Consider the following 24,568-nt stretch of genomic DNA (forward strand, 5'->3'; position numbering starts at 1 on the left):
CGATCAGGTGGGACGGTTGACGAGAGGGTCGAACGAACCGGATCGCCGCTCGCCCGGATGGCTGGAATGGGAAGCGTCCGCGCGCACAAGCGGGCCGAGCGCGACCAGTGTCGCGAACAGCAGCGCGATCTCGACGTGGTAGACGATGAGGTAGCCGATGGCCGGCTCTTTCATGCCCTCGCCGAGGGCACCCGACTGCGCCACTGCGGCGCCGAGATCGCGCAGGATGCCGCTGGCGGCGATGGCGAGGCCGGCGGCGGTGGCCTGCGCCGCGCCCCAGGCGCCGAGCGCGAGGCCGGTATCCTCCGGCCCGGCCTTGGCCATGGAGGCGGTGAGCGTGCCGTGGGCGAACAGCCCGCCGCCGATGCCGATCAGGGTGACGCCCGCCGCGAACAGACGGGCCGAGGCGAGCGGTGCGGCGAAGATCACCGCCGAGAAGGCGGCGATGCCGATCACCGCGCCCGTCGCCGCGACCCGGTAGGGATCGCCGCCGCGGTTGAGCCAGCGTGCCGCCGCGATCAGCCCGAGCCCGCCACCCGCCGCCAGCATTGCGGTGAGTGCTGTGGTCTGCGCCACGGTGAGACCCAGGATCTGACCGCCATAGGGTTCGAGCAGGATGTCCTGCATCGAGAACGCCGCGGTGCCGAGCGCGATCGCCGCCAACCGCCGCCGCGCGGTGCCCTCCCCGGCATAGCCGCGCCAGGATTGGGCGAAGCTCGGCCGCAGCAGCGCCCGGTCGGTGCGGTGCGGATCGCGCGGCTCCTGCTTCCATAGGGCGACGCCGTTGAGCACGATCGTGATCAGCGCCGCGCCCTGGATCACCTGGATCAGGCGGACGGCCGAGAAGTTCGCCAGCGCCAGCCCGAACAGCACGGCGCTGCCCATCATGCCGGCGAGCAGCATGGCGCAGAGGAGCGCCACCACCTTCGGGCGGGCCTGCGCAGGGGCGAGGTCGGTCGCCAGCGCCAACCCGACGGTCTGCGTGGTGTGGAGCCCCGCGCCGACGAGCAGGAAGGCGAGCGCGGCGGCCACGTGCCCGACCCAGAGCGGGCCGGTGGTGTCGCCCGACAGGATCAGCAGGGCGAACGGCATGATCGCCAGTCCGCCGAATTGCAGCAGCGTGCCGAACCAGATGTAGGGCACCCGCCGCCACCCGAGCACCGAGCGGTGCGTGTCCGAGCGGAAGCCGACCAGCGCCCGCAAGGGGGCGAACAGCAGCGGCAGCGATAGCATCACCGCGACGATCCAGGCCGGCACCGCAAGCTCGACGATCATCACCCGGTTGAGCGTGCCGATCAGCAGCACGGCGGCCATGCCGACCGTGACCTGGAACAGCGCGAGCCGCATCAGGCGCCCGAGCGGCAGCTCCTTCGTCGCCGCATCGGCGAAGGGAAGGATCGCCGGGCCGAGGCGGAGCAGCGCTTGGGTGATGGCGAGGCCGGATCTCATCGAGCGCCCCCGCTCTCGATCGCGCGAGACGCATTCTTGCGCAGCTCGATCGCGTTCGAGAGGTAGAACCCGCTGTTGACCCGGTGCGTCCGCTCCACAGCGAAGTGTGCCAGCGCCCGCTCCCCGGCGATGCGCCGCCGCAGGCCGCCCTCGGTGATCGGCACGATGGCGGGCGCCCGGTCGGCCTTCGGGAACAGCTTGCCGGCCGCGTGCATCAGCGTCAGCAGCACTGTCCGCGGGGCGACCGTGAAGAGCAGGCTGCCGTCGGTGCGCAGCGCGAGTTCGGCGAGCGCCCGGACGATGTCCGGCGCCTGATAATGGATCAGCGAATCCATCGCGACGACGTGGTCGAAGCGGCCGAGCCAGGGGTCGAGCATGTCGCCGACCCGGAACTCGACGGAGCCGGGGCCGGGGATCGCGGGCAGACGCTCGCGGGCGAGCCCGATCAGTGTCGGCGAGACGTCGATTGCGGTCACTTCCGCACCCCGGCGCGCGGCCTCGACCGCGAGCGCCCCGGTGCCGCAGCCGGCATCGAGCAGCCGCAGACCGGTCAGATCCGCGGGCAGCCAGCCGAGCAGGTTGGCGCGCATGGTGTCGCGCCCGGCCCGCACCGTGGCGCGGATCTTCGAGACCGGCGCATCGGAGGTGAGGCGCGACCATGCCTCGACCGCAGTGCGGTCGAAGTAGGTCTCCAACTGGGAGCGGCGGGTGAGGTAGGGCGTGCTCATCAGTCGAATCCGAGAAATTCGAACAGGTCGCGGTCCTTCATCGGCGCGGCCTCGCAGGGATCGGCGCCGGCCCAGAGCGTCTCGGCGAGCCGCATGTACTCGTCGGTGACGGCCTTCAGCTCCGGCGACGGATCCATCTCGAACAAGGTCGATTTCTTCAGGCGCGAGCGGCGCACCACGTCGAGGTCGGGGAAATGCGCGAGACGGCGCAGGCCCACCGCCGCGTTGAAGCGGTCGATCTCGTCGGTCCCCGCCGAGCGGTTGGCGATGACGCCGCCGAGGCGCACGCCGTAGTTCTTCGACTTGGAGTGGATCGCCGCGACGATCCGGTTCATCGCGAAGATCGAGTCGAAGTCGTTGGCGGTGACGATCAACGCTCGGTCGGCGTGCTGGAGCGGCGAGGCGAAGCCGCCGCAGACCACGTCGCCGAGGACGTCGAACACGACGACGTCGGTATCCTCCAGAAGGTGGTGCTCCTTGAGGAGCTTCACCGTCTGCCCGACGACGTAGCCGCCGCAGCCGGTGCCGGCCGGCGGGCCGCCGGCCTCGACGCATTTCACGCCGCTGTAGCCCTCGACCACGAAGTCTTCCGGCCGCAACTCCTCGGAGTGGAAGTTCACCGATTCGAGCGCGTCGATCACGGTCGGCGCGAGGCGCTTCGTCAGAGTGAAGGTCGAGTCGTGCTTCGGATCGCAGCCGATCTGCAGCACGCGCTTGCCGAGCTTCGAGAAGGCCACCGACAGGTTGGAGGAGGTCGTCGACTTGCCGATCCCGCCCTTGCCGTAGACCGCGAACACCTTGGCCGTCTCGATGCGGTCATCCGGATCGAGCGCGACCTGAAGGCTGCCTTCCTCGCGACGGATCGGGACCGGATTGCGGATGGCGATGTTCATGCCGCGACTCCTGCGGTGATTCCGGGTGTCACGCCCTCCAGCCGGTCTTCCAGTTCCTCCTCGGCGCGGTCGAGCGCGTCGCGCATCGCCGGGTCGGGAGTCCAGAAGCCGCGGCGGTGGGCCTCGATCAGGCGGCTCGCGACCTTGGCGCAGGCCGTGGGGTTGAGCGTCGCCATGCGGTCGCGCATCGCGTCGTCGAGGACGAAGGTCTCGGTGATGCGCTCGTAGATCCAGGGCTGCACCGCGCCGGCGGTGGCGGACCAGCCGACGGTGTTGGTCAGGGTCGCCTCGATCTGGCGCACGCCCTCGTAGCCGTGGCCGAGCAGGCCCTCGTACCATTTCGGGTTGAGCATGCGGGTGCGGGTTTCCAGCGCAACCTGCTCGTCGAGGGAGCGCACGCGCCCCTCCCCGCGGGTCTGGTCGCTGATGTAGATCGGCACCGCCTCGCCGCGGGCGCGGGCCACCGCCCGGCCCATGCCGCCGAGCCCGTCGAAATAGTGATCGACGGATGTGACGCCGAGTTCGACCGAATCGAGGTTCTGGTAGGCGAGATCGACCCGAGCGAGCACCGCCTTCATCAGGTCGCGGCGTGGCTCCGGGCGCCCGGTGCGGCCGTAGGCGAAGCTCTTCCTTCGCGAAAACGTCTCGCAGAGCTCGTCCTCGCCGTCCCAGCGGCCGGATTCGACGAGATGGTTGACGTTGGCGCCGTAGGCCCCCTCGGCATTGGAGAAGACCCGCAGAGCCGCCGTCTCGAAGTCGCAGCCCTGCTCGGCCTGGATCGCCAGCGCGTGCTTGCGCACGAAGTTCCTGTCCGCCGGTTCGTCGGCGCTGGCCGCCAGGAAGCTCGCCTCCGCGAGTAGCTTGGTCTGGAGCGGCAGGAGATCGCGAAAGATGCCCGAGAGCGTCACCACCGCGTCGATGCGGGGGCGGCCGAGTTGCTCGAGCGGGATCAGCTCGGCCCCGGCGAGGCGGCCATAACCGTCGAAGCGGGGCGCTGCGCCGATCAGCGCCAGCGCCTGGGCGATGGGGCCGCCCTCGCTCTTCAGGTTGTCGGTACCCCACAGGACGAGGGCGACGCTCTCCGGCAGGGGCCGACCTTCCGCGATATGGCGCTCCAGCACCCGTGCCACCTGCCGGGCGCCGTCGGCCAGCGCAAACGCTGTCGGCAGGCGGTAGGGGTCGAAGCCGTGCAGGTTGCGCCCCGTGGGCAGGATGCCGGGATTGCGCAGCAGGTCGCCGCCCGCCACCGGGGCCACGAAGCGCCCATCAAGCGCCCGCATCAGCGCGGGCAACTCGCTGTCGCGGGCAAGGTCGGCATCGATCCGGGCGAGGTCGGAGAAGGCGGCCCGGTGGGTCTCGTCGGCGGGCAGAGCCGCGGCGGCCAACGCCTCGTTGAGGGACGCGCCCTTAATCAGGAGTTCGATCCCGGCGCGGGACGGCTTCAGCCCGTGCGAGGCCTCCGCCAGGGCGAGCAGCAGATCGACGCGTTCCTCGCCGGCCATCCCCTGGCCGATCACGTGCAGGCCGTGCGGAATCAGCGTCTGCTCGAGTTCGAACAAAGCGGCGGCGAGTGCGGCGACGTGCGGGGCGGGATTGCCCTCCCAGGCGGGCTCGGCCGGCACGAGATCGACGGCCGCGCCCTGCGCCTGGATGATCGCGGCGAGCGCCGTCCGCTCGGCCGTCGCTTCCGGTTCCAGACCGCGCCAGCGCTCGACCGAGGCCTTGAGTTCGCTCAGGCCGCGATAGAGGCCGGCGGCGGCGAGGCTCGGCGTGAGGTAGCTCACGAGCGTCGCGGCGGAGCGGCGCTTGGCAAGCGTGCCCTCGGAGGGGTTGTTGGCGGCGTAGAGGTAGACGTTCGGCAACGCGCCGATCAGCCGCTCGGGCCAGCACGCCTCCGACAATCCAGCCTGCTTGCCCGGCATGAACTCGAGCGCGCCGTGGGTGCCGAAATGCAGCACGGCGTCGGCGGAAAAGTCCTCGCGCAGCCAGCGGTAGAAGGCGCTGAAGGCGTGGGTCGGGGCGAAGCCCTGCTCGAACAGCAGCCGCATCGGGTCGCCCTCGTAGCCGAAGGCGGGCTGCACCCCGACGAAGACGTTGCCGAACTGCGCGCCGAGCACGAGGATGTCGGCCCCGTTGCTCTGGTGGCGGCCGGGCGCCGGGCCCCATTGCGCCTCGATCTCGGGCAGGTAGGTCTCGCGGCGGACGTGATCCTCGGCCGAAACGCGGGCGTGGACGTTGGCTGGCGTGCCGTAGCGGGTGGCGTTGCCGCCAAGTATCTTTTCCCGCAACGCATCGACGCTGTCGGGTACCGCGACGTCGTAGCCGTCGGCCTTGAGGCCGCGCAGGGTGTTCAGCAGCGAGGCGTAGACCGAGAGGAAGGCGGCCGAGCCGGTGGCGCCGGCATTCGGCGGGAAGTTGAACAGGATCACGGCCAGGCGCCGCTCGCGCTTCGGCCGCCGCCGCAGCGACACGAGCCGATCGATCCGGGCGGCGAGCCGCTCCGCGCGCTCGGGATGCACGCGCATGTCGCGGGCGTTGCCGGGGCCGGAGGCCGAGGAGCGGCCGCCGAACACCATCGGCGCGGTGGCGCCGTCGAGTTCGGGGATCGCGACCATCATCGTCGCCTCGACGGGCGACAGACCGCGCGAGCCCGCCTCCCATTGCTCGATCGTCTGGAATTCCAGCGCATGGGCGGCGAGGTAGGGCACGTCGAGCCGCGCCAACGTCGCCTCGGCCGCCGCCGCGTCGTTGTAGGCCGGGCCGCCGACCAGCGAGAACCCGGTCAGCGAGACCAGCGCGTCGATCGCCGGCCGGCCGTTGACCGAGAAATAGGCGTCCACCGCGGGGCGATTGTCGAGGCCGGCGGCGAAGGCTGGCACCACCGAGAGGCCCTTTGCTTCCAGAGCGGCGATGACGCCGTCGTAATGCGCCGTGTTGCCCGCCAGCACGTAGGAGCGCATCAGCAGCAGGCCGACGCGGCCGCGGGCGCCCGGCACGGTCGGCACGGCGGACAGGCGCTCGCCGACCCGGCCCGGCATGCGCGGATGGTAGAGGCCGGTCTCGGGATAGTGCTGGGGCGCGGGCGCGGCGGCGATCTCGCGCCACATCGTTCTGGGGCCGGCGGCATAGCGCTGCACGAGGAAGCGCACGAGGCTCGCCACGTTCTCGTCCGAGCCCGCGAGCCAGTATTGCAGGGTGAGGAAATAGGCGCGCACGTCCTGCGCCGAGCCGGGGATGAAGCGCAGGATCTTCGGTAGCTTGCGCACCAGCGCCATCTGGCGGGCGGCGTTGCCCTCCGCGCCCGGCTTGCCGCGCAACCGCTTCAGGAAGTCGAGGGCCGAGCGCTTGGTCCCGCTCATGTCGAAGCGGTTGAGCTTGGTCGTGCGCACGATCTCGGAGGCCGAGAGGCAGCCGATCATCGCATCGCAGCTGTCGCGGCGCGCCAGGATCGCCGGCAGGATCGCCCGGACATGCTCGTCGAGAAACAGCATCGCCGAGACGATGATGTCGGCCCGCGCGATCTCCACCTCGCAGGCGTGGAGCGCGGTCTTGTCGGTCTCCCATTCCGCGGCGGCGTGGAAGCTCAGGGCGAGGCCCGGCATCTCGGCTGCGAGCCGCAGGCGCGCCCGTTCCACCGCGCTCGCCAAGTGATTGTCGAGCGTGACGATGGCGACGCGGATGGTGGGCCTATCGGCCGAAATGCGCCTTGGCATCGTAGAGGGTCTCGAGGGTGATGAGCGGGAGCTGCCGCTCTCGGGCGAAGCGCTCGGTGTTGGCGCGGGCCTTCCCGCGCACGAAGAACGGGATCTTCTTCAGCTCCTTCTCGGCATCGGGCGCCCACGGCGCGGTGCGAATCGCGTCGGCACCCTGGATTGGGATGGGGGATGGAACGGGCGCCGACGCGAGGGGAGGAGTCTTCGGCGCCCGTTCCACGGCGTCCGCCGTCCCGTTCGGCCGGCGGCCGAGATGAGACGGGGCGGCGCCATCGTGAAATTCGGGATCTTCGCGGAACATCCCGAGGAGATGTTCCTCCAGCCCCATCATCAGTGGGTGCACGAGGGTGTCGAACAGGACGTTGGCGCCCTCGAAGCCCATCTGCGGCGATTGGCGGGCGGGAAAGTCTTGGACGTGGATCGGCGCCGAGATCACCGCGCAGGGGATGCCGATCCGCTTGGCGATGTGGCGCTCCATCTGCGTGCCGAGCACGAGTTCGGGGGCTGCCGCCTGGATCGCCGCCTCGACGTCGAGATAGTCGTCGGTGATCGTCGCCTCGATGCCGTGGAGCGCCGCCTCCGCCCGGACTTCGCGGGCGAATTCGCGGGTATAGGTGCCGAGACCGACGAGCTTGAAGCCGAGTTCGTGTGCGGCGACGCGGGCGAGAGCCAGCGCGTGGGTGGCGTCACCGAACACGAAGACGCGCTTGCCCGTGAGGTAGGTCGAATCGACCGACCGGCTGTACCAGGGCAGGCGCGAGGGCGCGTCGGCGAGGACGGGCGCGGGATCGACGCCGGCCAGCGCGGCCACCGCTTCCACGAAACGGGTCGTCGCGCCGACGCCGATCGGCACCACATCGACGAAGGGCTGCCGGAACGTCTTTTCGAGGTACTGCGCGGCGCCGCGCGCGACCTCGGGGTAGAGCACGACGTTGAAGTCGGCTTCACCCAGCCGGACGAGATCGGCGGGCGTAGCGCCCAGCGGCGCGACCACGTTCACCGCGATCCCGAGGTCGTCGAGGAGGCGCCGGATCTCGATCAGGTCGTCGCGATGGCGGAAGCCGAGCGCAGTGGGGCCGAGGATGTTGCAGGCGGGGCGCCGCCCTTCGCGGGGCGCACGCTCGGCCGACACCCCGGCCAGGGCGCGGACCAACCGGTAGAAGGTCTCCGAGGCGCCCCAGTTCTCCTTCTTCTGGTAGGCCGGCAGTTCCAGCGGGATCACCGGGATCGGCAGGGCGAGCGCCTTGGCGAGCCCACCCGGATCGTCCTGAATCAGCTCGGCGGTGCAGGAGGCGCCGACGATCATCGCCTGGGGCCGGAAGCGCGCGTAGGCGGCGGCGACCGCGTCCTTGAAGATCGCGGCGGTGTCGCGTCCGAGATCCTGGGCCTGGAAGGTGGTGTAGGTGACCGGCGGGCGCTTGGCGCGCCGCTCGATCATCGTGAAGAGCAGGTCGGCGTAGGTGTCGCCCTGGGGGGCATGCAGCACGTAGTGCAGCCCCTCCATCGCGGTGGCGACCCGCATGGCGCCGATATGCGGCGGTCCCTCATAGGTCCAGACGGTGAGCTGCATGGCCGCTACACCTCCAGCCGGGCGCGCCGGTCGAGCGGGCGCGCAAACAATTCGGCGAGGTCACCCGCCTGCTCGTAGCCTTGGATCGGCGTGAACAGCAGTTCGATCGACCACTTCGTGGTCAGCCCCTCCGCCTCCAGCGGGTTGGCGAGGCCGAGGCCACACACGGTCAGGTCCGGTCGCGCGAGCCGGCAGCGGTCGAGCCCGTCGTCGAGGCTCTGGCCCTCCACCACAGCGGTGTTGTGGGGGAGCCATTCGAGCTCGGCGGCGAGGTGAGCACGATGGAGGTAGGGCGTGCCGACCTCGATCAGCGCGGCGCCCATCTCCCGCGACAGGAAGCGGGCGAGCGGCACTTCGAGCTGCGAATCGGGGAAGAAGAACACCCGCTTGCCGGCGAGCTTCTCGGCATAGGCGGCGAGCGCCTGACGCGAGCGGCGCAGGCCCGGCGCCGTCACCGCCTCGAAGTGGGCGGGAGCGACACCGAAATCATCAGCCGCCGCGCGAAGCCACTCGGTCGTGCCCTCGGCACCCAGCGGGAACGGGGCGGCGATTCGTCGGGCTCCGCGCTCTTCCAGGGCCCGCCCGGTGTCGGCGAGGAAGGGTTGAGCCAGGAGAAAGCGTGTGCCGCGTCCGACCGGGGGCATCTGGCCGGCGCGCCGCGCCGGCAGGAAGCGGGCCATGATGCCCAGATCGGAGAACAACCGGGCGAACTGGTCCTCGACCACGTCGGCGAGAGCGCCAACGACGAGGAGTTCATCCGCCGCCGCCGCCTCGGGCAGTTCCGGCACGAGAGAGGCGAGACAGGCATCCTCGCCCTGCGTGAAGGTCGTCTCGATGCCGGAGCCGGAATAGTCGAGCACCCGCACGTCCGGGGCGAGCCGCCGCGACAGCCGAAGCGCTGCCCGCGACAGATCGAGCTTGATCACCTCGGACGGGCAGGAGCCGACGAGGAACAGCAGCCGGATATCGGGCCGCCGCTCGATCAGCCGCGTCACCACGCGGTCGAGTTCCTCGTTCATGTCGGCCAGACCGGCGAGATCGCGCTCGTCGATGATGGCGGTGGCGAAACGCGGCTCGGCGAAGATCATCACGCCCGCCGCCGACTGGATCAGGTGGGCGCAGGTGCGCGAGCCGACGACGAGGAAGAACGCGTCCTGGATCTTCCGGTGGAGCCAGACGATGCCGGTGAGGCCGCAGAACACTGCCCGTTGGCCGTGCTCGGTGCGGACCGCGACGCCGCACCCAGTGGAGGGAAGAGGCGCGTGGGCGTTCACCGGGCAGCCTCCCCTGCGAAAGCGAGGGAGGTTGGGGCTTCGAGCCGCGCCGCCCGGAGCTTCAGGAGGAACTGGCCGGCATTGATGAGGTAGGTCGCGTAGGCGGCGAGCGCGAGGACCAGCAGTCCCTGCGTATCGAGCAGGCGGAAGCCGAGCGCGGCGAGGTAGGCCGTGTGCAGCGCCAGCACGAGCATGCTGAACACGTCCTCCCAGAAGAAGGCCGGCGCGAACAGGTAGCGGCCGAACACGACCTTCTCCCAAATCGAGCCCGTCACCATGATCGTGTAGAGGACGAGCGTCTTGGCGACGACGGAGGCGTTGGCGATCTCGGCCCCCTCCCCCGTTGCGAGCGTGCGCAGCACGAGGGCGAGGCTGGCTAGGAAGACGAGGAATTGCAGCGGAGCCAGCACACCCTGCACGAGGGTCCAGGGCGAGGCGTCGCGCCGCCGACGCTCTGCCGGCGTGTAGAGCGGCTTATGTCGGCCCTGGCGCTGACGCATGGCGTCCGCCCTCGCTCGCGTTGTCGGCCCTGCGCCGCAGAACCTTGGATGGGAGTGAGCGTAGGCTCCGTCGCTTGAGAGTGTCAATCCAGGTTGACGGTTGTTCGATATTACATGTTTCGACCGCGGCTTTGGCTGAAGGGATTGCCAATGGCGGCGGGAAGCGTATCGTTGGCCTACACGCGTCCGTTGATTTGAGCGTCGCGCGATGCACTAAAATGCGCATTGCCCCGTCGAGCCGCTTCCTCAGGAGGAGACGCCTATGGGTGAGTGGAGGCATCTCGGCGGGCGCTTCGAACTCCCTGTGGGAGTGCCGGACTGCAGTGTCATGGTGGAGCCGCAGACAGGCTCGGCCGCAGCGTTTGAGCCGGATGATTCGGGGATGCGCCGTCAGCTGGCGAGCATCGTCGAGGCCGAGATCCTGCCCCGGCTCATGCTGGTCCACCGGAATCAGGCCCGACCCCAGGCCCCCACTTCAGGTCGCCATCCAGCACCTGATGAGGTTGAGCGCCTTTGCGAGTTGCTCCTCGCGCGCACCGACACCGATCTCGCCCACCACCTGCTGCAGTTCCTCGACGCGGGGCTGTCGCTCGAGAGCGTGTTGGTCGAGCTGCTCGCGCCCGTGGCTCGTCATCTGGGCCGCCTCTGGGAAGAGGACGCCTGTGATTTCGTCGACGTGTCCCTGGCGCTTGGTCGGCTTCAGGTGGCGGCACACGATCTGTGTGCGCAGTTCGAGGACGAGACCAGCGGTCCTTCCGGACGCAGCATCCTTCTGCTTCCATGCCCCGGCGAGACGCATGTCTTCTCGCTCTCGCTGATGGCAAGCATCTTCCGAGAATCGGGGTGGGATGTGACAACCTGTGTCGGATCGGATTGCGATGGGCTGATCCGATCGGAGTGGTTCGACATCGTCGGACTCACGCTGTCGTGCGACGTCTTCCTGCCCAGCCTTCCGACGCTGATCCACAGCCTGCGCGAGGCTTCCCGCAATTCGGGGCTTAAGGTGCTGGTCGGCGGCCCTTACTTTGTCCGGAATCCGAGTCACGTACGCCTCGTTGGCGCCGACGGAACTGCGGAAGATGGGCGGCTTGCCCCTCTGATCGCAGAAAGCTTGCTTGAAATGCGGACCCGACCCTGTTGATAAGGACGGCTTCCGCGCCCTCACGAAGTATTGACCTTGAGCAGCTTGGCGAGCCCTTCTCCCTGGCGCCCTTCCCCGGCGCTGCAACAGGCGGCCGGTCTCCTCGACGGGGAGACCACCGGGCTGCTGATCGCTGCGACCTCCGATCTGTCCCTCGTGGTCGATGATCGCGGGATCATCCGCGATACCTCATCCGGCCGGTCCGATTTCGAGGGTCAGGGCATCGAAACCTGGCTCGGCAAACCGTGGATCGACACGGTCACGATCGAGAGTCGGCCGAAGATCGATGCGCTGCTGCGCGACGCCGCGCCCGGCACCATGACCCGTTGGCGGCAGGTCAACCACCCCTCGCCCACCGGCACGGACCTGCCGATTCGCTACGCGACGCTCCGCCCGAACAAGGACGGCCCGATCATCGTGATCGGCCAGGACCTTCGGGCGACGGCCGCACTGCAGCGGCGTCTGGCCGAAACCCAGCAGGCCTTAGAGCGCGATTACGACCGCCTCCGCTCTGCCGAGACGCGCTACAAGCTGCTGTTCCAGCTCTCCGGCGAGCCGGTGCTGGTGGTCGATGCGGGCACCCGGCGCGTCACCGAGATCAACCCGGCGGCCATGCGGTTGCTCGGTCGTCCGCAGAAGCGCGTGATCGGCCAGGACGCCGCCGATCTGTTCGATGCCGGCAGCCTGCGGGACTTGCAGGCCCTGTTCGCCGGCCTGCGCGTCACCGGCCAGGCGGCGGATCTCGTCGTGCCGTTGACCGGCGGGCGGGGTGACGTCCGCGTCTCCGCCTCCCTGTTCCGTGGCGAGGGGACGACCTCCGTTCTGGTGCGCCTTGCACCGCTCGCGCCGGTGAGGCCGGAGCGTGTCGCGGTCGGCGGCGCGCTCGACGTGATCCAGCGCATGCCCGAGGGCTTCGTCGTCACCGACGCCGCACGCCGCATCCTCACCGTCAACGGCGCCTTCCTCGATCTGGCCCAGCACGCCACCGAGGAGCAGGTGCGCGGACGGACGCTGGATAGCTGGCTCGGCCGCGAGGAGACCGACGCACTGTCGCTGTTCGCGATGCTGCGCGATCACGGCTCTGTGCGTCACTTCCCGACCGTGGTGCGGGGCCAGTACGGATCGTTGGAAGAGGTCGAGGTCGCCGCCGTCGCCACCTCCCATGCCGAGCAGCCGTGTTTCGGTTTTACCCTCCGCGCGACGCCCCGGCGTGCCGCCCCCGTTCACGTGGTCGGCACGACCCACGACCTACCACGCTCCGTCGAACAGATGACCGAGTTGGTCGGACGCGTCTCGATGAAGGCGCTCGTGCGTGAGACGACCGACCTCATCGAAAAGCTGTGCATCGAGGCGGCCCTCCGGATCACCCGCGATAACCGCGCTTCGGCAGCGGAAATGCTCGGTCTCAGCCGGCAGGGTCTCTATGCGAAGATGCGGCGCTACGGCATCGGCGATCTCGATGCCAGCGACCCTGAGTTGACGTCCTGAACCGCAGCGCCGGAAATTTGCATTATAATTCTGATTTTCCGATCGCGGTGGAAAAGCAATTTAGTTCAACCCCAGTGTAAAGCCTGATTGACACATCATGTCCGGCACCGGTAGCGTTCGGGTATGGCAACGCCCGCACCGAGTGCCGTCGTCGAGCTTCTCAAGCCGATCACATGGTTCGCACCGATGTGGGCCTTCGGCTGCGGAGTGATCTCGTCCGGCCATGCTCCCACAGGACAATGGCCGGTCATCGCGGCGGGGGTGGTGCTGGCCGGGCCGCTGGTCTGCGCCACGAGCCAAGCGACCAACGATTGGTTCGACCGCCACGTCGACGCCATCAACGAGCCGAATCGTCCCATTCCGTCCGGTCGCATTCCCGGCCGCTGGGGGCTCTATCTCGCGGCCGGCTGGACGATCCTGTCGCTGATCGTCGCCGCGATGCTTGGTCCCTGGATCCTCGGCGCGGCCCTGTTCGGGCTCGTGCTCGCCTGGATCTACTCCGCGCCGCCGCTCCGGCTGAAGCGCAACGGCTGGTGGGGCAATTCCGCGGTGGCCCTCTGCTACGAGGGGCTACCCTGGTTCACCGGCGCGGCGGTGATGGCCGCTTCGATGCCCGACGAGCGGGTGCTCCTCGTTGCCCTGCTCTATTCCGTCGGCGCCCACGGCATCATGACCCTCAACGACTTCAAGTCGGTGGAAGGCGACCGGGCCATGGGCCTTCGCTCGCTGCCGGTGCAACTCGGCTCCGAACGTGCGGCGCGCTTCGCCTGCCTCGTCATGGCCCTGCCGCAGGTCGCTGTGATGGTGCTGCTCTTCGCCTGGGAGCGTCCCTGGCACGCGACGCTGGTTGCCGCCCTGCTCGCCGGGCAACTCGCACTGATGGCACACTTTCTGAAATCGCCGCGCGCCCGCGCCGCTTGGTACAACGGCACCGGCACCACGCTCTACGTTCTCGGCATGCTGGCCTCGGCTTTCGCCCTGCGCCCGCTCGTGCAAGGGCTGGCGCCATGAGCCGCGCCGCCCTCGCTTTTCCCCGATCGTTCTCCTGGCTCCAGATCGTCCGGCTCGGTCTGGTTCAGACCGCGCTCGGCGCGGTCGTGGTTCTGATGACCTCCACGATCAACCGGGTCATGGTGGTGGAACTGGCCCTGCCGGCGATCGTGCCCGGCGGCCTCGTCGCCCTGCACTATGCCACGCAGGTGTTGCGGCCGCGCTGGGGCTACGGCTCGGATGTCGGCGGACGGCGCACGCCGTGGATCGTCGGCGGCATGGCCGCGCTCTGCCTCGGCGGATTCGGCGCTGCGGCGGCGACGGCGCTGGCCGAAACTCACGTCGCGGCCGGGCTGGCGCTCGCGGTGCTGTCGTTCCTGCTCGTCGGCATGGGCGCGGGCGCGGCGGGCACCTCGCTCCTCGTCCTGCTCGCGACCGGGGTGGAAGCCGGGCGCCGGGGTGCGGCAGCGACGATCGTCTGGGTGATGATGATCGCCGGCTTCGCCGTCACTGCGCCACTCGCGGGGCACTTCCTCGATCCGTTCTCCGGTGGGCGGCTGATGGCTGTCTCCGGCACCGTCTCGATGATCGCTTTCGCGGTCGCCGTCCTTGCGGTCGCCGGCATCGAGCTGCAGCGGGACAGCTCTCCGGCCGCGCAGGTCGAAAAGAAGCCGCCATTCCGCGCCGTGCTCGCGCAGGTGCTGGCCGAGCCCGCCGCGCGGCGCTTCACCCTGTTCATCTTCGTCTCGATGCTCGCCTACAGCGCGCAGGAACTGATCCTCGAACCCTATGCCGGTCTCGTCTTCGCGATGACGCCAGGGGCGACGACCAAGCTCGCGGGCCTCCAGCACGGCGGCGTGCTCGCCGGCATGCTGTTCGTCGCCGGCGTCACCGTCTTCGTCGGCGGCCCGATTCTCGGCTCGCTCAAGCTCTGGACGGCGGTCGGCTGCGCGCTGTCCGCTGCGGCGCTGGGGGCCATCGCCTTCGGACCCGTCGGGCCGGACTTTCCGTTGCGGGCGGCGGTGGCCGGACTCGGCTTCGGCAACGGCGTCTACGCCGTGGCAGCGATCGGCTCGATGATGGCGCTCGCCGGACGCGGCGGCGAGGCCGAGCGCGGCACCCGCATGGGCGTCTGGGGCGCGGCCCAGGGCGTCGCCTTCGGCGCGGGCGGCTTCCTCGGCACGCTCGCGGTCGATCTCGCTCGCCTCGTCGCCTCTGCGCCGGTCTATGCCTACGCCGCGGTCTTCGCGCTCGAAGGCGTCCTGTTCCTCGTCGCCCTGGCGATCAGCCTGCGTGTCGAGCACGTCACCGTCGCTCGTCGGCAGAACCCGCTGACCGAAACGGCCTCCTTTCAGCTCAATCCCGGCTTCGAGGCGAGGTAGCGCCATGGCACACCACGACGCTTGCGAGATCTTCGACGTCGTGGTGGTGGGCGGAGGCCCGGCCGGAGCGACCGCGGCCGCGGATCTCGCGACTGCTGGGCATCGGGTGCTGCTTCTCGACAAGGCCGGGCGAATCAAGCCCTGCGGCGGCGCCATCCCGCCGCGGCTGATCCGCGACTTCGCGATCCCCGATGCGCTTCTCGTCGCCCGCATCCGCAGCGCCCGGATGGTCGCACCGAGCGCGCGCCACGTCGACATGCCAGTCGGCGAGGGTTTCGTCGGCATGGTCGACCGCGAGCATTTCGACCCGTTTCTGCGTGAGCGCGCCGTGCAGGCCGGGGTGGAGCTGCGCGACGGCCTGTTCGAGCGCATGGCCCGAGAGGAGCCGGGCCTCGCCACGATCCACTACCGCAACGGCAAGGCGGGCGAGGAGAGCCGGGTTCGGGCGCGGCTCGTCATCGGTGCCGACGGGGCAACCTCCGCGGTCGGACGGGCCGAGATTCCGGGGCACGCCCGGATGCGGCAGGTCTTCGCCTATCACGAGATCGTCCGGCGCCCCACGGACGCCGCGCATGATGGGGCGCGCTGCGACGTCTATTACCAGGGCCGTCTCTCACCCGACTTCTACGCCTGGATCTTCCCGCACGGCGAGACCGTCAGCGTCGGCACCGGCAGTGCCCGCAAGGGTTTCTCCCTGCGCGGCGCGATTCGTGACCTGCGCGCCGGAACCGGCCTCGACGCCTGCGAGACGATCCGACGGGAAGGCGCGCCGATCCCCCTCAAGCCGCTGCGGCGCTGGGACAACGGGCGCGACGTGCTGCTCGCGGGCGATGCCGCGGGCGTCGTCGCGCCGGCCTCCGGTGAAGGCATCTATTACGCGATGCTCGGCGGGCGCCTCGCGGCGGAGGCGGCCGGGGCCTTCCTCGTGACGGGCGAGGCCCGTGCCCTGGCCCAGGCGCGCAAGCGCTTCATGCGGCTGCACGGGCGCGTCTTCTGGATTCTCGGGATGATGCAGTGGGTCTGGTACCGCAGCGACGCCCTGCGCGAGCGCTTCGTCGCGATCTGCAAGGATAGGGACGTCCAGCAACTCACCTGGGACGCCTACATGAACAAGGAGCTGGTGCGCGCGAAGCCCGCCGCGCATGCGCGGATCTTCTTCAAGGATCTCGCCCACCTGTTCCGCTGGGTCTCGCCGTGAACGGCCTGCTCGCCGGCGGCTGGGGCCCGCCCGTCGTCGCCGGCCTCATCGCTCTCACCATTGCCGTGGCGGGCGGAATCGCGACGCGGACCGACGACTGGTACCGCCGCCTGCGCGTTCCCGGCTGGAAGCCGCCGGACTGGGCCTTCGGCCCGGTCTGGGCCGTGATCTTCGCCCTCACGACTGCCTCGGCCATCATCGCCTGGAACGCCGATCCCGAACCAGCGGCGCGCTTGCGGCTCGTCGCCGTCTTTGCCGTCAACGGTGTGCTCAACATCGCCTGGAGCGTCATCTTCTTCCGTCTGCGCCGGCCCGATTGGGCGTTCGCCGAGGTGCTGCTATTCTGGCTCTCGATCCTCGCCGTGGTGCTCGCGGTCGGCCAGGTCTCCGTTCCTGCCGCACTCCTCAACCTCCCCTATCTTGCCTGGGTGAGCGTGGCCGCGGGCTTGAACCTCACCATCGTCCGGCTCAATCCGCCCTTCGAGCCGCGCTTCGGGAACCCATGAGCGATGGCCGAGCTCTTCGCCCCGCTCTTCGTTTCCGGACGCATCGTCGACGGCATCCTCGTGCTGGTCGCGATCGAGGCGCTGGTGCTGCTCGGTGTGCGGGCGCGCTGGGGCCGCGGCCCGGCACCGATGGCGCTCCTCAGCAATCTCGCCTCAGGGGCCGCGCTGATGCTGGCCCTCCGGGCCGCCCTCACCGGTGCCGCTTGGACCGGGATCGCGGCTTGGCTGATCGTCGCACTCGGAGCGCACCTTGCCGAGTTGGTGCTTCGTTTCCGCAACGAGCCTGACCGCGCTCCGGACCGTGACAAAGCGACTTGCCGTGACAAAGCGACTTGGAACAACCAAGAGTGGCGAACGTTCGGTGCGCGTCCGCCGATGACTTAGAACAATTCTTGCCGGGGCTCTACAAGATCGGAGATCGGGTTCATGACACGTCTCACCGCCCTGGGCTCCGGATGGCTCGCCATCGCCGCATTCCTGTCTGTCGGTTCCGTCCGCGCGCAGGAGGCCGATGCCGACCTCGTCAAGCGCGGCGAGTATCTAGCGACGGTGGGTGATTGCGTCGCCTGCCACACCAAGCCCGGCGGCAAGTTCCTGGCCGGCAACTACAAGCTCGACACGCCGATCGGGGCGATCAAGACGCCGAACCTCACGCCGGACGATGAGACCGGCATCGGCAAGTGGAGCTACGAGACCTTCGAGAAGGCGTTCCGCCACGGCATCGGCGACGAGGGCGAGTATCTCTACCCGGCCTTCCCGTTCGGCTGGTATACCAAGGTGTCCGACGAGGATACGAGAGCCATCTTCGCGTATCTGAAGTCGCTGCCGCCGGTAAAGGAGAAGCGGGAGGAGAACGAGATCCCGTTCCCCTTCAACGTCCGCACCGCCCTGATCACGTGGCGCACCGCCTTCTTCACCGCCGAGAGGTTCAAACCCGATCCGAACGTCAGCGCGGAGGTGAACCGCGGTGGTTACCTCGTCGAGGGACTCGGCCATTGCGGCATGTGCCACAACGAGCGCAAGCTCGTCGGCAATTCGAGCCTCGCCGGGCGGTTCGGCGGCGGCGTCATCGACGGCTGGTACGCGCCCAACATCACGCCCGACGGGCACCAGGGCATCGGCGCCTGGAGCGATGCCGAAGTCGTCACCTATCTCAAGACCGGCACGGCTCCGGGCAACCGCCCGGGCGTGGCGGCGGGGCCGATGCGCCAAACCATCGAGGAATCGCTCTCCAAGATGACCGACGCCGACCTCAAGGCGATGGTGGCTTATCTGCGCACGGTTCCGGCCAAGCAGACCTACAAGGAGAAGGACCTCCAGGCCTTCAACCAGCCCGGAGCACCGGGGGCGGACACCTACCTGACCTACTGCTCCTCCTGCCACCGGCCGGACGGCAAGGGCGTCGAGGGCGCGATTCCCGCTCTGGCCGGCAACACCTCGGTCCAGTCGGCCGGTCCGGAGACGGTCATCAACGTGATCGTTGGCGGATTGGCCGCCCAGAGCGACTACGCGCCGATGCCGGCCATCGGCCAGGAAATGACCGACCAGCAGATTAAGGACGTCACCGACTACATCCGCAATTCCTGGGGCAACAAGGCGCCAGTCGTCTCCGAGACCGGAATCGTCGCCAATGCTCGGCAGAAGATCCGGACGATGATGGCCGGCAACGCGCCCTGCTCGACCATCGAGGATGTAAAACTGAAGAGCAGCATCGAGCAGGCCACGGGCGCCGACGCGTTGAAGGGACTGAAGCCGAACGACTTCGTTCCGCTCCTCGCCCGCGTCGCGCCGCAAGTGAAGGCCGCCGCGCCCGAGGCCGGCGACGATGCAGTGGTCAACGGGTTGCTCTCGGCCTTCTGCAAGGCGAACCGCACCGAGAAGGACGCCGAGCCCTTGCCCTGGTCCGCGACGATCGGCTCGTTCGGCAATGTCGCCTATAGCCAGATCAAGAACCCGGAGAAGCGGGTGGATGCCCTCTCCGGAAAGGTGCCGGCTTCGGGGGCGACTCCGCCCAAGCCTTGATTCCGGAATTTCAGCCCTACCATTGCCGGATGCAATCGCCGCTCAGAACCACAGGACCCGTGACCGGAAGGGGCTGAGCGGCGGACCCTGACGACCCCGATGGGAGCGCGACCGGATGCAACTCGGCATGATCGGCCTCGGCCGGATGGGCGGCAACATCGTTCGCCGGCTCCTGCGCGACGGGCACACCGCCGTCGTCTACGACCGCGATCCGAAGGCGGTCGAGTCCCTGGCGGCCGAGGGCGCGACGGCGGCATCGAGCCTCGAGGATCTCGCCGCGAAGCTGGAAGCACCCCGCACCGCCTGGGTGATGTTGCCCGCCGGCCAGATCACCGAGGAGACGGTCCGCGCGCTCGGCGGCCTTCTGAGCGCGGACGACTGCATCATCGATGGCGGCAACTCGTTCTATCAGGACGATGTGCGTCGGGCCCGAGATCTCGACGCCAAGGGCATCCACTACGTCGATGTCGGCACCTCCGGCGGCGTGTGGGGGCTGGAGCGCGGCTACTGCATGATGATCGGCGGCCACAAGGCCGCCGTCGACCGCCTTGACCCGATCTTCCGCACGCTGGCGCCGGGCCTCGGCGAGATCCCGCGCACCCCCGGTCGCGACGGCCGGGATTCGCGGGCCGAACAGGGCTACATCCATGCCGGGCCGAGCGGCGCCGGCCACTTCGTGAAGATGATCCATAACGGCATCGAGTATGGGCTGATGCAGGCCTATGCCGAGGGCTTCGACATCCTGCGCCACGCCAACGCCCCCGACATCCCTGAGGAGCGGCGGTTCGATCTCAATCTCGGTGACATCGCCGAGGTCTGGCGGCGCGGCAGCGTGGTCTCGTCCTGGCTCCTCGATCTCACGGCCGCCGCTCTGGCCGGTGACGAGCGCCTGGAAGGATTTTCGGGCTATGTCGAGGATTCCGGCGAGGGCCGCTGGACCATCAATGCGGCGATCGAGGAGGCCGTGCCGGCCACCGTGCTCTCCAGCGCCCTCTATCGCCGCTTCCGCTCCCGCGAGGATGAGAGCTACGCCGACAAGCTCCTTTCAGCGATGCGTCAGGGCTTCGGCGGCCACAAGGAGCCGCCGCGCCGCGGACCCACGCCATGATCCCGCTTCCGCCGAATACCGAGTTGATGGCGGATGCGGAGGCGACGGCCCGCGCTGCCGCCGAGCATCTGCTGGCGATGACCGAGCGCAGCGAGGGGGACCGCATTGCGATCTGCCTTGCCGGCGGCTCGACCCCGAAGCGGCTCTACGCGCTGTTGGCCTCCCCCGGCTTCGTCGAGCGGGTACCGTGGGCGCGCATCCACTGGTTCTTCGGCGACGACCGGGTGGTGCCGTGGGACGATCCCTCGAGCAACGTGCGCATGGTGCGCGACGCCTTCGGCCACGCGGCGCCGGTGCCGGCGACGCACCTGCACTTCATGCCCTCGGACAAGGGCGCCGAGGCGGGCGCCCGCGCCTATGAGCGAACGCTGCAGGACTTCTACGGCAGCGACCGGCTCGATCCAAATCGGCCGCTGTTCGATCTCGTTCTGCTCGGCCTCGGCAGCGACGGGCACACCGCCTCTCTGTTTCCGGGCAAGCCCGCCTTGGCCGAGCGCTCGGCCTGGGTCGCGCCGGTGCTGGAGGCGGGAATGGAACCGTTCGTGCCGCGCATCACCCTGACCTTTCCGGCCCTGGCCTCGTCACGCTCCGTGCTCTTCCTTGTCAATGGTGCGGGCAAGCGCGACGCGCTGCGACGGCTCGCCGGGGGCGAGGATCTGCCGGCGCGCCACGTCGAAAGTGCGGGCCGGGTGACGTGGTACATCGATCGCGAAGCCGCCGACGCCTGATTTTCGATAATCTGATGCAAGAGCAGCGCCCCGAAAGATGCTCACCGGTCTTTTTGGAAAGCCAATGAAGACAAGAGGATAGAGCATCGTGCCGGATCCGGTATCCGGCACGATGCTCGGGCGCTCGAACGCGCCTCGCTCCTCCAGGCGTGTGCATCCGCCTCACTTTCGACGCCGGTCTTACCCGTCTATGAACGGCTCACCCTTGTCGAAACGGGAGTACCTCGATGGGAGCAGCCGAAGGCGCCGCCGCGTTGGATGCTTGGCCGCGGGTCCGTCAGACGCGCTTCGCCCTGCGGCGCAACCGCATTCAGCCCGGCCCACTGAAACCCGTTGGCGGACATCGCCGCCCACCGGCCTGGGCCGCGTGTGCCGGACTGCTCGGCCTCTCGCTGGTCACGACCTGGGCGCTCGCTTCGCAACTCCGCACCGGCGTCGCCGTGGTGGAGGAACCCGTAAGCTTGGCTGAGCCTGTTCCAGAACCCGCCCAGCCCATCCGCATCGTCGGTGCCGCGCGAGCGCCGCAGACGGCACCGGCCGATGAAGCAACGCCTGCCATCGCGTCGCCGCTGACCTCTCCCGTCGCCGGTCTGCCGACCGAGCCGCAGCCGGCCGCCTCGGTCATCGCCGCGCCGGCCACGTCGGTTCAGAAGCGGGATCCGGTTCCGACGGTCGATCTCGGAGCCCTCCCGGTTCTGACGCTCGACGAGACTGCCTTCGATGGCGCTCCGGCTCCGGTTTCCCAGAACGCGCCCCCTGCCCCGGCGCGGGCTCAGGATAGGCCGTAATCGACCTCGCAGGTGAGTGGCGCATTCGGCTTTTTGCCCGATGCCGTCATCGCGAGGCGAAGCCGAAGCGATCCAGGGCGCGACAGTTCCGGAGCGTGCGGAGCCCTGGATTGCTTGCGCCTCGCCTCGCAGTGACGAAGAGACACCGGGGCTACCGAGCGGCGCCTGTACAAGTTGGCATCCCGCCCAATCATCTAACTCGGTCCGCCTGTCGGCGCCTCGGAACGACCGTGGTGTCGGGCTGATCCGCTTGCGATCAGCCCGACACCGTCTCAAGCCGCGAGCGGCATGTCGTCCTCGGACTCGGCCGCCATGAACTGGGCCCGGGCGAGCGCTGCGAAGCGCTGGTTGAGGGCGACCAGCTCGTCGAAATTGCCAGCCTCGACGATCTTGCCGTTCTCGAACACAAGGATGCGGTCGGCGTTGCGGATCGTGGCGAGGCGGTGGGCGATCACGAAGGTGGTGCGCCCTTCCATCACCGTCTCCAGCGCCTGCTGCAGCTTGCGCTCGGTCGCGGCGTCGAGCGCGCTCGTGGCCTCGTCGAGGATCAGCATCGGCGGGTTCTTCAGAAGCGCCCGCGCGATCGAGAGGCGCTGGCGCTCGCCGCCGGAGAGCGACCGGCCGCGCTCGCCGATGATCGTGTCGAGCCCGTCGGGTTGGCGCGCCATGAACTCGCTGGCCTGGGCCCGCTCCAGCGCATCGAGCATCTCGGCATCGGTCGCATCGGGGCGGCCAACCTGAAGGTTTTCGCGAATCGAGCGGTTGAACAGCATCGGCTCCTGGAACACGACGCCGATGTTGTGGCGCAGGCTGGAGAGGCCGATATCGCGGATGTCGATGCCGTCGATGCGGATGGCGCCGGCATCCGGATCGAAGGTGCGGTGGAGCAGGCCTAGCGTCGTGGACTTGCCTGAACCCGTGGTGCCGACGAGCGCCACGGTCTCACCGGGCCGGGCTGCGAAGGACACACCGTCGAGCGCGTTGCGGCGGCCGTCATAGGAGAAGGCGACCTCGTCGAAGACCACTTCGCCCTCGAACCGGGCGACCTGCTTGGCCTGCGGCCGGTCGCGGACGGTCGGGACAGTGTCGACCACCTCGAAGAACTCGCGCATCTTCGGTGCCTGCATGAACACGCCGTTCACGAAGGTGACCACGTGGTCGAGCTTGGTCACCAGCATGGTGGCAAGGCTCATGAAGGCGACGATCTCGCCGACGGTGGCCGCACCCTTCTGATGCAGGGCGATGCCGGTGATGAAGATCGCGGTCATGGTCAGGGTGCCGGAGGCGCGGGTGGCGACGTTGGCCAGCGCCCACCACGACAGGACAGGGATCTGCACCCGGAGCAGGTCGTGGATGATGGTGCGCATCGCTTCCTTCTCGGCGCGGGCGCGGGTGAAGGATTGGATCACCGCGACGTTGCCGAGCGCATCGGAGGCGTGGGCGGCCAGACCCGACTGGAACTGCTCGACCTCGCCCTGGAGCGTCTCGGTGCGGCGCAGGACGTAGCTCGCCAGCGCCGTGAAGACGAGAACCAGCACCACGAGGATCGCACCGAGCCGCCAGTTCACGAACAGGGTCAGCGGCAGCAGCACGCCGACCGAGAGCAGCGCGGAGAAGTGCTCGCGGAAGAAGTTGAGCCAAACCCAGGCCATGGCGTTCGTGCCTTCCAGCATCGCCTTCAGCACGCGGCCCGAATGGTTGGACGAATGGAAGGCGATCGGAAGTTCGAGCACGTGCTCGAAGAAGTTCGCCATGGTGGAGAGCCGGTTGCGGTGGGCGAGCCGGTCGGAATGCAGGGCGATCGCGACGCCCGCGCCGATCGTGAACAGGCCGAACACCACCCAGGCCACGATCCACGGCAGCAGCGTGGTCGCGGGCGTGTCCTTGGACAAATGGGTGAGGCCGTCGATGATACGGCCCATGATCAATGGTTCGGCAAACGCCGCCACGGCGAGCGCGACATTGGCGACGATCAGACCGCCGGCCAGCCGCTTCTCCGCTCCCAGCAGGCCGAGCACTCGCGCATAGAGGCGAATCATCGACATCGTGCTTTCGCTCCCCGCCCCGTCCGGCTGCCGCCGCGGGGACCACGCCATTCGAACCGGAACGCTCCGGCGCCGGCGGACCGGAGGCTTGCGATTCTCTGCGCAGGCGCACTCGGCCAATCGGCACGGGAACTTATGCCGCTCCGCCCCTGAACGGCACATGACGGCGAAAGGCCGGATCGTCCAATCCCCTTTACCGTTCCTTCAGCCTGTTTTTTTACACCTTGGGGACGGCTGGCAGGATCGGCCGGGCTTCGGGCGTCGGCGTCATGGATCTCGCAACCGGTATCGGGCTGCTCGGCGGCGTCGGCGTGGTATTTACGCTGATCATGATCGATGGCGGCAACTTCGCCGCCTATTTCGACAAGCACGCCGTGATCGTGATCTTCGGCGGCGCCATCGCCGCGACCATGATCCGCTTCCCGTTCTCGACCATGTTGCACGGCCTGCCGATGGGCCTGCGCTACGCCTTCACCATGCGCTCGGTGAAGCCGCACGACCTGATCGAGGAGATCACCAAGATCGCCGACGTCGTGCGCAAGTCCGGCCCGATCGCTCTGGAAAACATGGAGATTTCCGACCCGTTCCTGGCCCAGGGCGCGCGCTACATCGCCGACGGCTACGACCGCGACTTCATCCGCGACACGATGGAGCGCGACCGAGACAACTTCCTGATGCATCTGGATGAGGGCTCGAAGATCTACCGCGCCTTCGGTGACTGCGCGCCGGCCTGGGGCATGATCGGCACCATCCTCGGCATGGTGACGATGTTCGCCAACATGTCCGATCCCTCGAAGCTCGGGCCCGCCATGGCGACCGCGCTGCTCGCGACGCTCTACGGCGCGCTGATCGCCAACATGGTTGCCCTGCCGATCGCCGACAAGCTGCACGTGAAGCTCGAGGAGGAGGACGTGTCACGCTCCCTCATCATCGACGGCATCCTGCTGATCCGCGACCAGAAGAGCCCCTCGCTGGTGCGCGAGATGCTGATCGCCTACCTGCCGGCGAACCACCGCGACGAACTCGCTGCGGAAGCGGCGTGACG

General features: G+C 68.9%; 20 protein-coding genes. 12 read left to right on the forward strand and 8 right to left on the reverse strand.

Translation table 11 applies throughout. The features are described from left to right. Nucleotides 1-3: 3 nt before the first annotated feature. Genes LPC10_RS24440 through bchF form a run of 7 tightly spaced genes read right to left on the reverse strand, consistent with a single transcriptional unit; the run spans nucleotide 4 to nucleotide 10,127 of the window. The gene (locus tag LPC10_RS24440; protein WP_231344829.1) at nucleotides 4-1,449 is read right to left on the reverse strand and encodes a BCD family MFS transporter; all 1,446 of its coding nucleotides are present in this window, start codon (nucleotides 1,447-1,449) and stop codon (nucleotides 4-6) included. Then, on the reverse strand, nucleotides 1,446-2,177 hold the full coding sequence (bchM, locus tag LPC10_RS24445; RefSeq protein WP_231344831.1) for a magnesium protoporphyrin IX methyltransferase: 732 nt from the start codon (nucleotides 2,175-2,177) through the stop codon (nucleotides 1,446-1,448). The genes LPC10_RS24440 and bchM overlap by 4 nt, the downstream gene beginning before the upstream one ends. Continuing rightward, a complete protein-coding gene (gene bchL / locus LPC10_RS24450) occupies nucleotides 2,177-3,070 on the reverse strand; it encodes a ferredoxin:protochlorophyllide reductase (ATP-dependent) iron-sulfur ATP-binding protein (protein ID WP_231344832.1) in 894 nt (297 codons plus the stop codon). Before bchL ends, bchM begins: the two co-directional genes overlap by 1 nt. Then, nucleotides 3,067-6,783: a magnesium chelatase subunit H gene (locus LPC10_RS24455; RefSeq protein ID WP_231344834.1), complete on the reverse strand. Its 3,717-nt coding sequence runs from the start codon at nucleotides 6,781-6,783 to the stop codon at nucleotides 3,067-3,069. The genes bchL and LPC10_RS24455 overlap by 4 nt, the downstream gene beginning before the upstream one ends. Beyond that, entirely contained in the window at nucleotides 6,758-8,353 is a 1,596-nt protein-coding gene (gene bchB, locus LPC10_RS24460; RefSeq protein WP_231344838.1) for a ferredoxin:protochlorophyllide reductase (ATP-dependent) subunit B, read from the reverse strand. The genes LPC10_RS24455 and bchB overlap by 26 nt, the downstream gene beginning before the upstream one ends. A gap of 5 nt (nucleotides 8,354-8,358) precedes the next feature. Further along, nucleotides 8,359-9,627 carry a ferredoxin:protochlorophyllide reductase (ATP-dependent) subunit N gene (locus LPC10_RS24465; protein ID WP_231344840.1) on the reverse strand — a complete coding sequence of 423 codons (1,269 nt, stop codon included), beginning with the start codon at nucleotides 9,625-9,627 and terminating at the stop codon, nucleotides 8,359-8,361. Then, nucleotides 9,624-10,127, reverse strand: a complete 504-nt coding sequence (bchF, locus tag LPC10_RS24470; protein ID WP_231344842.1) for a 2-vinyl bacteriochlorophyllide hydratase — start codon at nucleotides 10,125-10,127, stop codon at nucleotides 9,624-9,626. The genes LPC10_RS24465 and bchF overlap by 4 nt, the downstream gene beginning before the upstream one ends. Nucleotides 10,128-10,389: 262 nt before the next feature. On the opposite strand from bchF, the gene LPC10_RS24475 reads away from it, so the two are divergent. The 11 genes from LPC10_RS24475 to LPC10_RS24525 all read left to right on the forward strand — a co-directional run bounded on the left by LPC10_RS24475 (nucleotide 10,390) and on the right by LPC10_RS24525 (nucleotide 21,478). Continuing rightward, nucleotides 10,390-11,268 carry a B12-binding domain-containing protein gene (locus LPC10_RS24475; protein ID WP_231344844.1) on the forward strand — a complete coding sequence of 293 codons (879 nt, stop codon included), beginning with the start codon at nucleotides 10,390-10,392 and terminating at the stop codon, nucleotides 11,266-11,268. Between the two features lie 45 nt (nucleotides 11,269-11,313). Beyond that, nucleotides 11,314-12,756: a transcriptional regulator PpsR gene (ppsR, locus tag LPC10_RS24480; RefSeq protein ID WP_231347142.1), complete on the forward strand. Its 1,443-nt coding sequence runs from the start codon at nucleotides 11,314-11,316 to the stop codon at nucleotides 12,754-12,756. A 123-nt stretch (nucleotides 12,757-12,879) separates the two neighbouring features. Continuing rightward, nucleotides 12,880-13,767: a chlorophyll synthase ChlG gene (gene chlG / locus LPC10_RS24485; RefSeq protein WP_231344845.1), complete on the forward strand. Its 888-nt coding sequence runs from the start codon at nucleotides 12,880-12,882 to the stop codon at nucleotides 13,765-13,767. Then, on the forward strand, nucleotides 13,764-15,128 hold the full coding sequence (locus LPC10_RS24490; RefSeq protein ID WP_231344846.1) for a BCD family MFS transporter: 1,365 nt from the start codon (nucleotides 13,764-13,766) through the stop codon (nucleotides 15,126-15,128). The genes chlG and LPC10_RS24490 overlap by 4 nt, the downstream gene beginning before the upstream one ends. Nucleotides 15,129-15,132: 4 nt before the next feature. Beyond that, the gene (locus LPC10_RS24495; RefSeq protein WP_231344847.1) at nucleotides 15,133-16,326 is read left to right on the forward strand and encodes a geranylgeranyl diphosphate reductase; all 1,194 of its coding nucleotides are present in this window, start codon (nucleotides 15,133-15,135) and stop codon (nucleotides 16,324-16,326) included. Next, complete coding sequence (locus tag LPC10_RS24500) at nucleotides 16,323-16,832, forward strand: TspO/MBR family protein (RefSeq protein WP_231344848.1); 510 nt, start codon at nucleotides 16,323-16,325, stop codon at nucleotides 16,830-16,832. Before LPC10_RS24495 ends, LPC10_RS24500 begins: the two co-directional genes overlap by 4 nt. Before the next feature lie 3 nt (nucleotides 16,833-16,835). Then, nucleotides 16,836-17,216, forward strand: a complete 381-nt coding sequence (locus LPC10_RS24505; RefSeq protein WP_231344850.1) for a hypothetical protein — start codon at nucleotides 16,836-16,838, stop codon at nucleotides 17,214-17,216. 42 nt (nucleotides 17,217-17,258) lie between these two features. Next, the gene (locus LPC10_RS24510) at nucleotides 17,259-18,854 is read left to right on the forward strand and encodes a cytochrome c (RefSeq protein ID WP_231344852.1); all 1,596 of its coding nucleotides are present in this window, start codon (nucleotides 17,259-17,261) and stop codon (nucleotides 18,852-18,854) included. Between the two features lie 115 nt (nucleotides 18,855-18,969). Continuing rightward, nucleotides 18,970-19,962: a phosphogluconate dehydrogenase (NAD(+)-dependent, decarboxylating) gene (gene gnd, locus LPC10_RS24515; RefSeq protein ID WP_231344853.1), complete on the forward strand. Its 993-nt coding sequence runs from the start codon at nucleotides 18,970-18,972 to the stop codon at nucleotides 19,960-19,962. Further along, nucleotides 19,959-20,690, forward strand: coding sequence for a 6-phosphogluconolactonase (gene pgl / locus LPC10_RS24520; RefSeq protein ID WP_231344854.1), 732 nt, complete (start codon nucleotides 19,959-19,961; stop codon nucleotides 20,688-20,690). Before gnd ends, pgl begins: the two co-directional genes overlap by 4 nt. 227 nt (nucleotides 20,691-20,917) lie before the next feature. After that, nucleotides 20,918-21,478: a hypothetical protein gene (locus LPC10_RS24525; protein ID WP_231344855.1), complete on the forward strand. Its 561-nt coding sequence runs from the start codon at nucleotides 20,918-20,920 to the stop codon at nucleotides 21,476-21,478. 272 nt (nucleotides 21,479-21,750) lie between these two features. On the opposite strand, the gene LPC10_RS24530 is transcribed toward LPC10_RS24525, so the two are convergent. Then, entirely contained in the window at nucleotides 21,751-23,523 is a 1,773-nt protein-coding gene (locus LPC10_RS24530) for a glucan ABC transporter ATP-binding protein/ permease (RefSeq protein WP_231344856.1), read from the reverse strand. 269 nt (nucleotides 23,524-23,792) lie between these two features. Here LPC10_RS24530 and LPC10_RS24535 point away from each other — a divergent pair, with 269 nt between their 5' ends. Beyond that, nucleotides 23,793-24,566, forward strand: coding sequence for a motility protein A (locus LPC10_RS24535; RefSeq protein ID WP_231344857.1), 774 nt, complete (start codon nucleotides 23,793-23,795; stop codon nucleotides 24,564-24,566). The last annotated feature ends 2 nt before the right edge of the window (nucleotides 24,567-24,568 follow it).

The sequence above is a fragment of the Methylorubrum sp. B1-46 genome (assembly GCF_021117295.1).
Lineage (GTDB): Bacteria > Pseudomonadota > Alphaproteobacteria > Rhizobiales > Beijerinckiaceae > Methylobacterium.